This is a genomic window from Caballeronia sp. LZ062 (assembly GCF_031450785.1).
In the GTDB taxonomy this organism is placed as follows: Bacteria; Pseudomonadota; Gammaproteobacteria; order Burkholderiales; family Burkholderiaceae; genus Caballeronia.
On sequence record NZ_JARTWB010000001.1, the window covers coordinates 1,218,097 to 1,231,121 of the forward strand.

13 protein-coding genes are annotated in these 13,025 nt (G+C 64.3%); all 13 read left to right on the forward strand.

Translation table 11 applies throughout. The features are described 5' to 3' along the window. Positions 1-174 precede the first annotated feature (174 nt). The 13 genes from P9239_RS05565 (at position 175) to hutC (ending at position 13,024) form a co-directional block, all read left to right on the forward strand. Positions 175-1,167: a MurR/RpiR family transcriptional regulator gene (locus tag P9239_RS05565; protein ID WP_309749477.1), complete on the forward strand. Its 993-nt coding sequence runs from the start codon at positions 175-177 to the stop codon at positions 1,165-1,167. Beyond that, the gene (locus tag P9239_RS05570; RefSeq protein WP_309749478.1) at positions 1,164-2,147 is read left to right on the forward strand and encodes an isoaspartyl peptidase/L-asparaginase; all 984 of its coding nucleotides are present in this window, start codon (positions 1,164-1,166) and stop codon (positions 2,145-2,147) included. Before P9239_RS05565 ends, P9239_RS05570 begins: the two co-directional genes overlap by 4 nt. After that, entirely contained in the window at positions 2,144-4,045 is a 1,902-nt protein-coding gene (locus P9239_RS05575; RefSeq protein ID WP_309749479.1) for a dipeptide ABC transporter ATP-binding protein, read from the forward strand. Before P9239_RS05570 ends, P9239_RS05575 begins: the two co-directional genes overlap by 4 nt. 62 nt (positions 4,046-4,107) lie before the next feature. Next, positions 4,108-5,673 (forward strand): glutathione ABC transporter substrate-binding protein GsiB, encoded by a 1,566-nt coding sequence (gene gsiB / locus P9239_RS05580; RefSeq protein ID WP_309749480.1) that lies wholly within the window; start codon positions 4,108-4,110, stop codon positions 5,671-5,673. A gap of 8 nt (positions 5,674-5,681) precedes the next feature. Beyond that, complete coding sequence (gene gsiC / locus P9239_RS05585; RefSeq protein WP_309749482.1) at positions 5,682-6,602, forward strand: glutathione ABC transporter permease GsiC; 921 nt, start codon at positions 5,682-5,684, stop codon at positions 6,600-6,602. 7 nt (positions 6,603-6,609) lie between these two features. Further along, positions 6,610-7,500, forward strand: coding sequence for a glutathione ABC transporter permease GsiD (gsiD, locus tag P9239_RS05590; protein ID WP_309749483.1), 891 nt, complete (start codon positions 6,610-6,612; stop codon positions 7,498-7,500). After that, positions 7,497-8,522 (forward strand): P1 family peptidase, encoded by a 1,026-nt coding sequence (locus tag P9239_RS05595; protein WP_309749484.1) that lies wholly within the window; start codon positions 7,497-7,499, stop codon positions 8,520-8,522. The genes gsiD and P9239_RS05595 overlap by 4 nt, the downstream gene beginning before the upstream one ends. Continuing rightward, complete coding sequence (locus P9239_RS05600; protein ID WP_309749485.1) at positions 8,519-9,343, forward strand: M55 family metallopeptidase; 825 nt, start codon at positions 8,519-8,521, stop codon at positions 9,341-9,343. The genes P9239_RS05595 and P9239_RS05600 overlap by 4 nt, the downstream gene beginning before the upstream one ends. Before the next feature lie 71 nt (positions 9,344-9,414). Beyond that, positions 9,415-9,633 (forward strand): hypothetical protein, encoded by a 219-nt coding sequence (locus tag P9239_RS05605; protein WP_309749486.1) that lies wholly within the window; start codon positions 9,415-9,417, stop codon positions 9,631-9,633. A gap of 42 nt (positions 9,634-9,675) precedes the next feature. Continuing rightward, positions 9,676-10,053 carry a fluoride efflux transporter CrcB gene (gene crcB / locus P9239_RS05610; RefSeq protein ID WP_309749487.1) on the forward strand — a complete coding sequence of 126 codons (378 nt, stop codon included), beginning with the start codon at positions 9,676-9,678 and terminating at the stop codon, positions 10,051-10,053. 126 nt (positions 10,054-10,179) lie between these two features. Further along, positions 10,180-10,653, forward strand: coding sequence for a GNAT family N-acetyltransferase (locus P9239_RS05615; RefSeq protein WP_309749488.1), 474 nt, complete (start codon positions 10,180-10,182; stop codon positions 10,651-10,653). A gap of 131 nt (positions 10,654-10,784) precedes the next feature. Then, positions 10,785-12,332: a histidine ammonia-lyase gene (gene hutH, locus P9239_RS05620; protein WP_309749489.1), complete on the forward strand. Its 1,548-nt coding sequence runs from the start codon at positions 10,785-10,787 to the stop codon at positions 12,330-12,332. After that, entirely contained in the window at positions 12,329-13,024 is a 696-nt protein-coding gene (hutC, locus tag P9239_RS05625; protein WP_309749490.1) for a histidine utilization repressor, read from the forward strand. Before hutH ends, hutC begins: the two co-directional genes overlap by 4 nt. The last annotated feature ends 1 nt before the right edge of the window (position 13,025 follow it).

Here is a 13,025-nt window from a genome sequence, read left to right on the forward strand (position 1 = left end):
GCGAAAGGGGCGGAAGAAGCGATGCGTCCCGTATTGTGCATGAACGCGCACGGCTCGTCGGAGGCACGTGCGCCGCTTATCGAAAACCCCAGTTCGATGAAAATGAATTTTTTTCGGCGACTGTTTTGGGTAAACATACTTTCACCGCGACTTCCGAGCTGCCTGCCGCCGCGTATGTCCCGCCGTCCACCGGTCGTTCCGCCCGCGCCTGCCGATGAGCTGATTTCGACGCGCATCGCCGCCGCCATGCCGATGCTCACGCCGATTCATCAGCGCATGGGCGCGTTCGTGCTCGCAAACCTGTTCCGCTCGGCGACCATGCGGATCGACGAACTGGCCGACGCCGTCGGCGCGTCCATCGCGACCGCGAACCGCTTCGCGAGGGCGCTCGGTTTCGCCGGCTATCCCGCGTTTCGCGAGGCGCTCGTGCGCGGTTTCGAAGCGACCATCGCGCCGGTCGAACGCCTGCGCTCGTCGCTGGAATCGCCTGCGAGCGGCGCGGAAGTCTTCGAGGCGTCGCTCGCGCAGGCTGCGGCGAACGTGCGTCTCGCCCAAACATCCGTCGATGCCGCGAAGGCCGAATCGCTCGTCGATGCCATTCTCGAAGCGCGCCGCGTGTTCGTGCTCGGCTACGGCGCGAGCGCCTTTCTCGCGGGCCTGATGGAGCACGGCCTCACGCCGTATTGCGCCAACGTGCAGTCGCTCGCGCTTCATGGCGGGCCGTCGCACGCGGCGCGGCGGCTCTTCACGGCATCGCGCGATGACGTGCTCGTGGCGATCGCCTTTCCGCGCTATGTCGACGACACCATTGCGCTCGCGCGGCAGGCGCAGCAACGCGGCGTGCGCGTCGTCGCGCTCACGGACAGCGGTGCGTCGCCGCTCGCGTGCATTGCGGATCTCGTGCTCACGATCCGCGCCGAGCGCAGGCTCGCCGCCAATTGCGATACGGCGGTGCTCGCCGTGATCGAAGCGCTTTGCGACGCGGTTGCGCATCGCGCGAATCGCTCGGTGGAAGCAGCATCCGGCCTCACCGAATTCGTGCTGCCGTGGCTTGTCGCACCGCCGATATTGAGCGGCGCGACAGCCACTGCGCCCGCCACTTCAGCGCACGCGCCGCGTCGCGCATCCGCCAAACGCCACACTCACACGGAGCCGCGCGAGACATGAGCGCCATTCCAGTCATCGCCATCCACGGCGGCGCGGGCACGATCCTGCGTTCCGCCATGAGCACCGACGCCGAAACGCGCTACCACGCCGCGCTCGGCGACATCCTGCGCGCGGGACAGCGCGTGCTTGCCGATGGCGGCAGCGCGCTCGATGCCGTGACAGAGGCCGTGCGTCTGCTGGAAGACTGTCCGCTCTTCAATGCGGGCCACGGCGCGGTGTTCACTGCCGCAGGCACGCACGAACTCGATGCGTCGATCATGGACGGCGCGACGCTCGACGCCGGCGCGATCAGTTGCGTGACGCGCGTGAAAAACCCCGTGCTTGCCGCGCGCCGCGTGCTCGACGTGAGCGATCATGTGATGTTCACCGCTGCCGGCGCGGAGGCGTTCGCAGAGGCGCAGGGGCTGGAATTCGTCGATCCGTCGTACTTTCATACCGACGCGCGCTATCAGCAATGGCTGAACGCCCGCGGCACGCAGGGCACGCTGCTGGATCACGATGCCGCAACACGAGCCGCACGGGTACAACAGACAGGCGAGGACGATCCCATCGATCCCAGGAAGAAATTCGGCACGGTCGGCGCGGTCGCGCTGGATGCGCACGGCCATCTCGCGGCGGCGACATCCACGGGCGGCATGACGAACAAGCAGGCCGGCCGTGTCGGCGATGCGCCGTTGATCGGCGCGGGCTGCTACGCGAACGACGCGACCTGCGCGGTCTCGACCACCGGCACCGGCGAGATGTATATCCGTATGCTTGCGGCCTACGACGTCTCTGCGCAGATGGAATATCGCGGATTGACGCTCGCGGCGGCCGCCGAAGACGTCGTGATGAATAAGCTGCCGCGTATCGACGGACGCGGCGGTCTGATCGCCGTCGATGCACGCGGCAACGTCACGCTGCCGTTCAACACCGAAGGCATGTATCGCGGCTTCGCGCGGGTGGGCGAGCAGGCGGTCACGGCCATCTACCGATCATGAGCGCGGCGCCGATCTTGCCGGATTCGCGCGTGATCGACGTGCGCGATTTGTCCGTCACGTTCCGCTCGCGCGCTCGGACCGTCGAGGCTGTGCGCAACGTCTCGTTCACGGTGGAGCGCGGCGAAACGCTCGCTATCGTCGGTGAATCGGGATCGGGAAAATCGGTGACTTCGCTCGCGCTGATGCGCCTCGTCGAGCATGGCGGCGGCGTGATCGCATCGGGCAGCATCGCGCTGCGGCGGCGCAACGGGCATGTGCTCGACCTCGCGCGCGCGTCGTCGGCGACCATGCGCGGCGTGCGCGGCGCGGATATCGCGATGATCTTTCAGGAGCCGATGACATCGCTCAATCCGGTCTTCACCGTGGGCGACCAGATCGCGGAGGCGATTGCGCTGCATCAGAACAAGAGCCGTTCAGAGGCACGCGCCGAAGCGCTGCGGCTACTCGATCTCGTGCGCATTCCCGAATCGCGCCGCGTGTTCGCGCGCTATCCGCACCAGTTATCGGGCGGCATGCGCCAGCGCGTGATGATCGCGATGGCGCTGTCGTGCAAGCCCGCGCTGCTCATCGCCGACGAGCCGACCACGGCGCTCGACGTGACCATCCAGGCGCAAATTCTGCAACTCGTGCGCGGCTTGCAGGACGAAATGAACATGGCGGTCATCTTCATCACGCATGACATGGGCGTGGTGGCGGAAGTGGCGGACCGCGTGTTGGTCATGTATCGCGGCCAAAAAGTGGAAGAGGGACGCTCAGAACAAGTGTTTCGTTCACCGAATCATGGCTATACGATGGCTTTGCTTGCTGCCGTGCCGACGCTCGGCGCGATGCGCGGCACGGACCGTCCCGCGAAGTTCCCGATTCTCGAAGTCGAACCGGTAGACGTGGCACCCGACGATGCAAGCGCGCTGCGGCCATCGGCGGCAGTGGAGCATCAAGTGCAGCCCGCCGTCGATGAGACCAGCCCGCCAATTTTGCGCGTGCGCGATCTCGTCACGCGCTTTCCCGTGAGAAGCGGCATTTTCGGGCGGATGACGGCAGCGGTGCATGCCGTCGAACGCGTGAGCTTCGATCTGCGTCGCGGGGAAACGCTTGCGCTCGTCGGTGAGTCGGGCTGCGGCAAATCGACGACGGGGCGTTCGCTCCTGCGGCTCGTCGAAAGCCAGAGCGGTTCCATCGAATTCGACGGACGCGACATAAGCGCATTGCAAGGGCCTCAATTGCAGGCGCTGCGCCGTAATATTCAGTTCATCTTTCAGGACCCGTTTGCGTCGCTGAACCCGCGTCTCACGGTCGGCTTTTCGGTGATGGAACCGCTGCTCGTCCACGGCGTCGCAAGCGGCAAGGAAGCGCAGGCGCGGGTCGACTGGCTGCTGCAAAAGGTGGGCTTGCCGGCCGAAGCGGCGCAGCGTTATCCGCACGAATTTTCCGGCGGACAGCGGCAACGCATTGCCATTGCACGCGCGCTCGCGCTGAACCCGAAAGTCGTGATCGCCGATGAATCCGTCTCCGCGCTCGACGTTTCCGTGCGTGCCCAGATCGTCAATCTGATGCTCGACTTGCAGCGCGAACTCGGTGTCGCCTACCTTTTTATTTCGCACGACATGGCCGTGGTCGAGCGCGTGAGCCATCGTGTCGCGGTGATGTATCTCGGGCAGATCGTCGAGATCGGGCCGCGCGCCGCCGTGTTCGAAGCGCCGCGCCATCCGTACACGAGGAAGTTGATGAGCGCAGTGCCCGTTGCCGATCCCGAGCGCCGTCATGCGAAACGCATCCTGGCCGCCGATGAAATTCCGAGCCCGATTCGCAAGCTAGGCGACGAACCGGCGGTCGCGAAGCTCGTCGCGGTCGGGCCCGGCCATTACGTCGCGGAGCATCACGTCGGCGGCGCTTACTGAGCGATGAGCCGAAACAGCACCACATCGTAGTGAACCATAACGTCAAGCCAAGGAGCCTCACGATGCCGTCCTCTCGTCCTTCACCGTTGCGCGCGGTTTTCGCGGCCGGCGCGTTCACCGGCTTCGCCGCCTTGTCCGCACTCGGTCCCGTGTCCGCGCATGCGCAAAGCACCGCCGTCATGGCGGTCGCCTCGACTTTCACGACGCTCGATCCTTACGATGCGAACGACACGCTGTCGCAAGCGGTCGCGAAGTCGTTCTATCAGGGGCTTTACGGCTTCGACAAGGACATGAAGATCCAGCCCGTGCTCGCGACGAGCTACGAAGCAAGCCCGGACGCGAAGGTCTACACGATCCACCTGCGCCAGGGCGTGAAATTTCACGACGGCACAGACTTCAACGCCGAAGCCGTGAAGGCGGTGTTCGACCGCGTCACCGATCCCGCGAACAAGCTCAAGCGCTACAACCTGTTCAATAAGATCGACAAGACCGAAGTGGTCGATCCGAACACGGTGAAGGTGACGCTCAAGTTCCCGTTCTCGGCATTCATCAACGTGCTCGCGCATCCTTCGGCTGTGATGATCTCACCGACCGCGTTGAAGAAATACGGCAAGGAGATCGCATTTCATCCGGTCGGCACGGGACCGTTCGAATTCGTCGAATGGAAACAGACCGACGACCTGAAGGTGAAGAAGTTCGCGGGCTACTGGAAGAAGGGCTATCCGAAGATCGACATGATCGACTGGAAGCCGGTCGTCGATAACAACACGCGCGCCGCGCTCATGCAAACGGGCGAAGCGGACTTCGCGTTTCAGGTGCCGTTCGAGCAGGCGGCGACGCTCAAGACGAGTCCGAAGGTGGACCTGATCGCCGCGCCTTCCATCATTCAGCGTTACATCAGCCTGAACATGCAGCAGAAGCCCTTCGATAATCCGAAGGTGCGCGAGGCGCTCAACTATGCGATCAACAAGGAGGCGTTGGTGAAGGTCGCATTTGCGGGCTATGCGGTGCCGGCCGAAGGCGTCGTGCCGCCGGGCGTCGACTATGCGACGAAGACCGGCCCGTGGAAATACGATCCCGCGAAAGCGCGCGAACTGTTGAAGGAAGCGGGCTATCCGAACGGCTTCGAGACGACGCTCTGGTCGGGCTACAACTACACGACTGCGCAGAAGATCATCCAGTTCGTGCAGCAGCAGCTCGCGCAAGTGGGCGTGAAGGCGTCGGTCGAGGCGCTCGAAGCCGGGCAGCGCGTGCAGCGCGTGGATAGCGCGCCCGATCCGGCCACGGCTCCGGTGCGCATGTACTACATCGGCTGGTCGTCCTCGACGGGCGAAGCGGACTGGGCCATCTCGCCGCTGTTGTCGAGCGCGTCGTTTCCGCCGAAGCTCGCGAATACGGCGTACTACAAGAACGATAACGTCGATGCCGACCTACAAAAGGCACTCGCGACCACCGACCGCAACGAGAAAGCCGCGCTCTACGCCGACGCGCAGAAGCGCATCTGGGCCGACGCGCCGTGGATCTTCCTCGTAACGGAGAAGGTCGTGTATGCGCGCAGCAAGCGTCTTTCCGGCGCCTACGTGATGCCCGACGGCTCCTTCAACTTCGACGAGATCGCCATCAAGTAAAGGCCGCGATGCTCAACTTCCTTGCCAAACGCCTGCTCGGGCTGCTGCCGACGCTCTTTATCGTCGCGGTGCTGGTTTTCATGTTCGTGCATCTGTTGCCGGGCGATCCCGCGCGGCTCGCAGCGGGCGCCGAAGCGGACGAAGCGACGGTAGCGCTCGTTCGCGCGGACTTGGGCCTCGACAAGCCGCTGCCGCAGCAACTCGCGAGCTTCTTCGGCAAGGTCGTGCATTTCGACTTCGGCAGATCGACGCGAAGCAAGCGCCCCGTCAGCACCGAAATCGCCGAGCGTTTCATGCCGACGCTGTGGCTCACGCTCGCGAGCATGGTGTGGGCCGTGGTGTTCGGCATGACCATCGGCATCGTGTCGGCGGTATGGCGCAACCGGTGGCCGGACCGGCTCGGCATGACGCTCGCGGTGTCGGGCATTTCGTTTCCCGCGTTCGCGCTCGGCATGCTGCTGATGGAGATCTTCTCGGTGAAGCTCGGCTGGCTGCCCATCGTCGGCGACGGAACATGGCAAAGCTACGTGCTGCCATCGCTCACGCTCGGCGCAGCGGTGGCTGCCGTGATGGCGCGCTTCACGCGCGCGTCGTTCGTCGAGGTGCTCGGCGAAGACTTCGTGCGTACCGCGCGCGCAAAGGGCGTGCATGAGCCTATCGTCATCGTGAAGCACTGCCTGCGCAACGCGATGATTCCGGTCGTCACCATGATGGGCCTTCAGTTTGGCTTCCTGCTGGGCGGTTCGATCGTGGTGGAGAAAGTCTTTAACTGGCCGGGCCTTGGACGCTTACTCGTGGATGCCGTGGAAATGCGGGACTATCCGGTGATTCAGGCGGAAGTGCTGCTGTTCTCGCTGGAGTTCATCGTCATTAACCTGGTGGTGGACGTGCTGTACGCGGTCATCAACCCGACTATCCGTTTCAAGTGAGGACGGCATGAGCGTAACCGTGCAAGCCGCACAGGACAGCCAGCAGAACGTCCGCACGCCGTGGACCGAGTTCTGGCGCAAGTTCCGGCAGCAGCATGTCGCGATGATCGCGGCGGTGTTCGTGCTGCTGCTGATCGTGATCGCGATCATTGCGCCGTATATCGCGCCTTTCGATCCGGAGAACTACTTCGACTACGATGCGCTCAACGCGGGTCCGTCCGCGGCGCACTGGTTCGGCGTCGATTCGCTAGGGCGCGATATTCTCAGCCGCATTCTCGTCGGCAGCCGCATATCGTTGACGGCAGGTTTGCTGTCGGTGGTCATCGGTGCGGTGATCGGCACGTTCTTCGGCCTGCTCGCGGGCTATTATGAGGGATGGTGGGACCGCATCGTGATGCGCATCTCCGACGTGCTGTTCGCGTTTCCCGGCATTTTGCTCGCTATCGGCGTGGTCGCGATTCTCGGCAACGGCATGGTGAACGTGATCTGCGCCGTGGCCATCTTCAGCATTCCCGCGTTCGCACGGCTCGTTCGCGGCAACACGCTCGCGCTCAAGCATCTGACGTACATCGAGGCGGCACGCAGCATCGGCGCGTCGGACTGGACCATCATCGTGCGCCATATTCTGCCGGGCACGATTTCATCAGTGGTGGTGTACTTCACGATGCGCATCGGCACGTCGATCATCACGGCGGCGAGCCTCTCGTTTCTCGGCCTCGGCGCACAGCCGCCGACGCCCGAGTGGGGCGCGATGCTCAACGAAGCGCGCGCCGACATGGCGATGGCGCCGCACGTGGCCATCTTCCCGAGCCTCGCGATTTTCCTCACGGTGCTCGCGTTCAATTTGCTAGGCGACGGCTTGCGCGATGCACTCGATCCCAAACTGGACCGGCCGTGACGAAAGCACCGCACGTAGGCACCTTGCGAGCGGGCGCACGCGGCACGATAGCGGATGTCGCGGACGTGACGGTCGGCCACTGCACGCTCGATGATGGCAGCGTGCAAACCGGCGTCACAGTCGTGCGTCCGCATAGCGGTGACGTGTATCGCGCGAAAGTGCCCGCCGCCGCGTGCGTCATCAACGGCTTTGGCAAGAGCGTCGGCCTCGTGCAAGTCGATGAACTCGGCGTGCTCGAAACACCGATTGCGTTGACGAATACGTTCGGTGTCGGTGCTGTAGCATCGGCACAGATTCATTCGACGTGCGAAGTAAATGAAGCGATAGGCCGTGACTGGCCGAGCGTCAATCCGCTCGTCTTCGAGTGCAACGACGGCTATCTGAACGACATGCAGGCGTTTGCGGTCGAAGAGGCGCACTATCGCGAAGCACTCGCCCGATGCTCGAAAGAATTCGCTCGCGGTGCCGTTGGCGCGGGCCGTGGCATGTCGTGCTTCGAGTTGAAAGGCGGCATTGGTTCGGCCTCCCGGATCGTGGACATCGGCGCAAACGACTATGCAATCGGCGCGCTCGTGCTCGCCAACTTCGGACGCTTGCCGCAACTGACGATAGCGGGCGACCCTGTCGGCCGCAGGCTGCACGCAGCCACGCAGAGTCGGATGGAGCCGGAACAAGGCAGCATCATCATGCTGCTCGCCACCGATGCGCCGCTTGATGCGCGACAGTTGCGCCGTCTCGCGATGCGCGCCGCCGCCGGGCTCGCGCGCACGGGATCGGTCTATGGCCACGGAAGCGGCGATATCGCGCTCGCGTTCTCTACGGCGTACACCGTTGCGCACGATGCCGCGTGGGTCACGCTGCCGCCCTTGCTTGCCGACGCGCGCCTCGATCCGCTTTTTCAGGCGGCTGCCGATAGCGTCGAACAAGCCATTCTCGATGCGCTATTCAGCGCGAAGACCGTGACGGGTCGCGACGGCCATCAGCGGCTGTCGCTTACGGATGCATTGAAACTTCAGCCATGAAAGTACTGATTTCGAGCGATATAGAAGGCATCGCGGGCGTGTTCCATCCGGAGCAAACGCGGCCGGGCAACGCGGACTACGAGCAGGCGCGTCGCTGGATGACGCATGAAGCGAACGCGGCGGCGCAGGGCGCAATCGAAGGCGGTGCGTCCGAAGTATGGGTCAACGATTCGCATGGAGGCTTTCGCAATCTCCTGCCCGATGCTTTCGATGCCCGCGTCCAGCTCGTGCTCGGCAAGCCACGCACGCTAGGCATGATGGCGGGCCTTGAGGCATCGCCCGATCTCGTGTTCATGGTCGGCTACCACGCGCGCGCGCAAAGCCGCGGGATTCTGGCGCATACGATCAATAGCGCGGCGTTCGCCCGCGTGCTGCTGGACGGTGACGAAGTCGGCGAAGCGGCGCTCTACGGCAGGCTCGCGGAAGAACGCGGTGCGCGCGTGGCGCTGCTGACGGGCGATGACGTCTTCGGCGCGGAGACGCTGCAGTTCTTTCCTGACGCGCGCTTCGTTTGCGTGAAGACGGCGCACGGCTATTCGAGCGGCGTCACGCAAACGCCCGCAGCGGCGTGCGAAGCGATCCGGCGCGCCGCCCGAGAAGTCGTCGAAGGAGCCGCGCCCGAAACGTTCGGCGCGCGCCATGCATCAAAAAACATGCACTGCGAACTGCGCGTGCAGACCAGCGCGCTCGCCGATCTTTTCTGCCAGTGGCCGTCGCTCGAACGCATCGACGGGGTCACGCTAGCCTTCGATGCGCCCGGTGCCGAGCACGTCGTTCGCACGCTCAATTGCCTTTCGGCAATGTCATTCATGTTGCGGTGAGGCCCGCAAGTGTCGTTAGAATGGAGCCCTTGAGCAGGCAAGCTCGATTCAGTAGCCGGCAGGCGAAGTCCATGCATGACGTTAGACTCGCACACAACGACGACACCACGCTCGATCCCGCCGATCCCACGCTCGTCATGCGCGGATCATTGTTCATCGACGGTCACGAGGCCGGCTGCTGGGAATCGCGGCGCGACGGCACACGGACTGCGCATCTGCGGCACGCCCGGGGTTGGATCGTCGAGTCGAGCCGCGCCGCGCTGACCGAGCGGCTCGCTCGCGGAGCGTGACGTCCGCTTGCTGCGCTTTCATCAAGATAACTGAACAACAACATGTACCTGTCCATCATCGCGGTAGGACTCGGCGGCGGTCTTGGCTCGCTGCTCCGCTGGGCGCTCGGTCTGCGCCTCAACGCCGTGTTTCCGAACCTGCCGCTCGGCACGTTTTCCGCCAATGTGATTGCGGGTTACATCATCGGCGTGGCGGTCGCGTTCTTTGCGCGCGTCCCGGACGTTTCCGTCGAGTGGCGGCTTTTCGTGATCACCGGTTTGATGGGCGGCCTGTCCACGTTTTCGACGTTCTCGGCCGAAGTGGTCGCGCATCTCCAGCAAGGGCGGCTCGGCTGGGCGCTCGCGGAAATCGCGATTCACGTCGGCGCGTCGCTCTTGATGACCGCGCTCGGCATTGCAACGGTGGCCGTCGTAAGCTAACTGTCGCGACACCTTTTGGCTTTTCTCACGCGCCTCTTTCCTACAATTCTCCCCGCGTTTCCGACGCCCAACTCTTCGCCGCGCTAGCAGCGGCTCGACTTTTATCGCAACAAAGAAGGTGAAGACATGCCCGAGTTCCCGCTAATCGAAATCAGACCGTACCGGGCGAGTGATCTCGACGGCGTGATCGACCTGTTCCTGCGCGCGGTGCGCGAGACGGCATCGGCCGATTACAACGAAAAGCAGATCGACGTCTGGGCGCAAGCCGATCCCGACGAATGGGCCGTCGCGCGCGCAAGCCGGCCCACGTGGGTGGCGTTTAGCGGCGGCCAGCTCGCCGGTTTCGCCGATCTGGAACGAAACGGCCTGATCGACATGATGTTCGTTCATCCGGACCACCAGCGCAAAGGCGTCGCCACGGCGCTGCTCGCGCGCATCGAGGCGGAGGCGGATGAGGCGGGTATGCAGGTGCTGCATACGTATGCGAGCGCGACTGGCCGGCCGTTCTTCGAATACTGCGGATTCACCATGTTGTTGGCGCGGGCGGTCGTCGTGCGCGGGCAGCGGTTCGTGCAGTTCGTGATGGAGAAAGTGCTGTAAATGCTGCGCGTCTGTATAGACAAGCGGTCCGCACATACGGGATTGGGTCTCAGTGGAATCCCGCATAGCCCCTTGTTTCGCCGTTTATGCCCGTTTAGACTGGCGTCTGACTTGTATAGACAGGATGAAACATGATCACGCTGACGCCCGGAAAACTCACGCTGCCGCAACTGCGCCGCATCGCGCGCGGTTCCGATTCGCTGCGCCTCGATCCCGCGAGCTTTCCCGCTATCGACGCGAGCGCCCGCGCGGTCGCTGCCATTGCCGCAAAGGGCTATCCGGCGTACGGCATCAATACGGGCTTCGGGCGGCTCGCGAACACGCATATTCCCGCGGAGCAACTCGAACTGTTGCAGCGCAATCTGGTGCTGTCGCACGCGGTGGGCGTGGGCGAACCGATGTCGCGTCCGGTCGTGCGGCTGCTCATGGCGCTCAAGCTGTCGAGCCTCGGGCGCGGCCATTCGGGCATCCGCCGCGAAGTGATCGAGGCGCTCGTCACGCTCTTCAACGCTGACGTGCTGCCGATCATTCCGGTAAAGGGCTCGGTCGGCGCATCCGGCGATCTTTCGCCGCTCGCGCACATGTCGACGGTGCTGCTCGGCATCGGCGAAGTCACGATTCGCGGCGAACGCGCGAGCGCGCTCGACGGTCTCGCGGTCGCTGGCCTCAAGCCGCTGACGCTGCAGGCCAAGGAAGGACTCGCGCTGCTCAACGGCACGCAGGCTTCCGCGGCGCTGGCGTTGTATCACCTCTTTGCCATCGAGGACTTGTTCCGCACCGGGCTCGTCGCGGGTGCGCTGTCGGTGGATGCGGCCGCAGGCTCGGTCGTGCCGTTCGATGCGCGCATCCACGAACTGCGCGGGCATCGCGGACAGATCGACGCCGCAGCCGCGTATCGCGCGTTGCTCGCGGGCTCGGGCATCAATCTGTCGCATGCGGATTGCGAAAAGGTGCAGGACCCGTACAGCCTGCGCTGCCAGCCGCAAGTGATGGGCGCGTGCCTCGACCAGATGCGCCACGCCGCCGACGTCCTGCTGATCGAAGCGAACGCCGTCTCCGACAATCCGCTTATCTTCCCGGAGACCGGCGAAGTGCTGTCAGGCGGCAACTTCCACGCTGAACCGGTTGCTTTCGCCGCCGACAATCTCGCGCTCGCCGCTGCTGAAATCGGCGCGCTGGCGGAGCGGCGCATCGCGCTGCTGATCGACGCCACGCTGTCCGGCCTGCCGCCGTTTCTCGTGCGCGACGGCGGCGTCAACTCCGGCTTCATGATCGCGCATGTGACGGCGGCCGCGCTCGCTTCCGAGAACAAGACGCTGGCGCATCCCGCTTCCGTCGATTCGCTGCCCACTTCCGCGAATCAGGAAGATCACGTTTCGATGGCCACGTTCGCTGCGCGCAAGCTCGGCGATATCGCGAGCAACACGGCCAACATTCTCGCCATCGAGTTGCTCGCGGCGGCGCAGGGCGTCGATCTGCGCGCGCCGCACAAGACGAGCGCGCCGCTCATCGAGGTGATGAACACGCTGCGCGCGCACGTGCCGCACTACGACCTGGACCGATACTTCGCGCCGGACATCGCGGCCATCGCGAAGCTGGTCGAACAAGGCGTCATCGCGAGGCATAGCCCGTTCGCGTTCGCATCCGAAGCATTCGAGCAAGCGGACGCGAGCGCATGAACACGCCCGCGTATCAGGAGATCAAGGACTACATCCTGCAGCGCATTCATATCGGCGAGTGGCGCGAGGGCGATCAGGTGCCCTCGGAAAACGAGCTGGCGCGCGAATTCAAGGTCGCGCGCATGACCGTCAACCGCGCGCTGCGCGAACTGACGGCCGAACAGGTGCTCACGCGCGTGCAAGGCGCGGGGACGTTCGTCGCGCAGCCGAAGTACGCGTCGACGCTCGTCGAGATTCGCAGCATTTCCGACGAAATCGCTGCGCGCGGCCATGCGTATCGTGCGCAAGTGCTGCATCTGGGCGCATCCATCGTCGACGAGGCGCTCGCCGCTGAGATGCAGCTCGCGCTCGGCAGGCCGGTGTTTCATTCGCGCGTGCTGCACTTCGAGAACGACGAGCCGGTGCAGCTGGAAGAACGTTACGTGAACCCGGCGCTCGCGCCGGAGTACGCGCGGCAGGATTTCACGACGATCACGCCGAACCAGTACCTGATGATCGCCGCCCCGCTTCAGCGCGTGGAGTACCGGATCGAGGCGTCCGTGCCATCACCGGAAATCCGCGAGGCGCTCGCGATGGGCGTCCACGAGCCGTGTCTCTTGCTGCATCGGCGCACGTGGTCGCGGGATGCGGTCGCGTCTGTCGCGAACCTGTGGCATCCCGGCGACCGCTATCAATTCACCGGGCATTTCTGAC

Coding starts and splice junctions, on each gene's coding strand:
- P9239_RS05600 (WP_309749485.1), top strand. CDS start 8,519: ATGAAAGTACTGATTTCGAGCGATATAGAAGGCATCGCGGGCGTGTTC.
- P9239_RS05575 (WP_309749479.1), top strand. CDS start 2,144: ATGAGCGCGGCGCCGATCTTGCCGGATTCGCGCGTGATCGACGTGCGC.
- gsiC (WP_309749482.1), top strand. CDS start 5,682: ATGCTCAACTTCCTTGCCAAACGCCTGCTCGGGCTGCTGCCGACGCTC.
- gsiB (WP_309749480.1), top strand. CDS start 4,108: ATGCCGTCCTCTCGTCCTTCACCGTTGCGCGCGGTTTTCGCGGCCGGC.
- P9239_RS05570 (WP_309749478.1), top strand. CDS start 1,164: ATGAGCGCCATTCCAGTCATCGCCATCCACGGCGGCGCGGGCACGATC.
- hutH (WP_309749489.1), top strand. CDS start 10,785: ATGATCACGCTGACGCCCGGAAAACTCACGCTGCCGCAACTGCGCCGC.
- hutC (WP_309749490.1), top strand. CDS start 12,329: ATGAACACGCCCGCGTATCAGGAGATCAAGGACTACATCCTGCAGCGC.
- crcB (WP_309749487.1), top strand. CDS start 9,676: ATGTACCTGTCCATCATCGCGGTAGGACTCGGCGGCGGTCTTGGCTCG.
- P9239_RS05615 (WP_309749488.1), top strand. CDS start 10,180: ATGCCCGAGTTCCCGCTAATCGAAATCAGACCGTACCGGGCGAGTGAT.
- gsiD (WP_309749483.1), top strand. CDS start 6,610: ATGAGCGTAACCGTGCAAGCCGCACAGGACAGCCAGCAGAACGTCCGC.
- P9239_RS05605 (WP_309749486.1), top strand. CDS start 9,415: ATGCATGACGTTAGACTCGCACACAACGACGACACCACGCTCGATCCC.
- P9239_RS05565 (WP_309749477.1), top strand. CDS start 175: ATGTCCCGCCGTCCACCGGTCGTTCCGCCCGCGCCTGCCGATGAGCTG.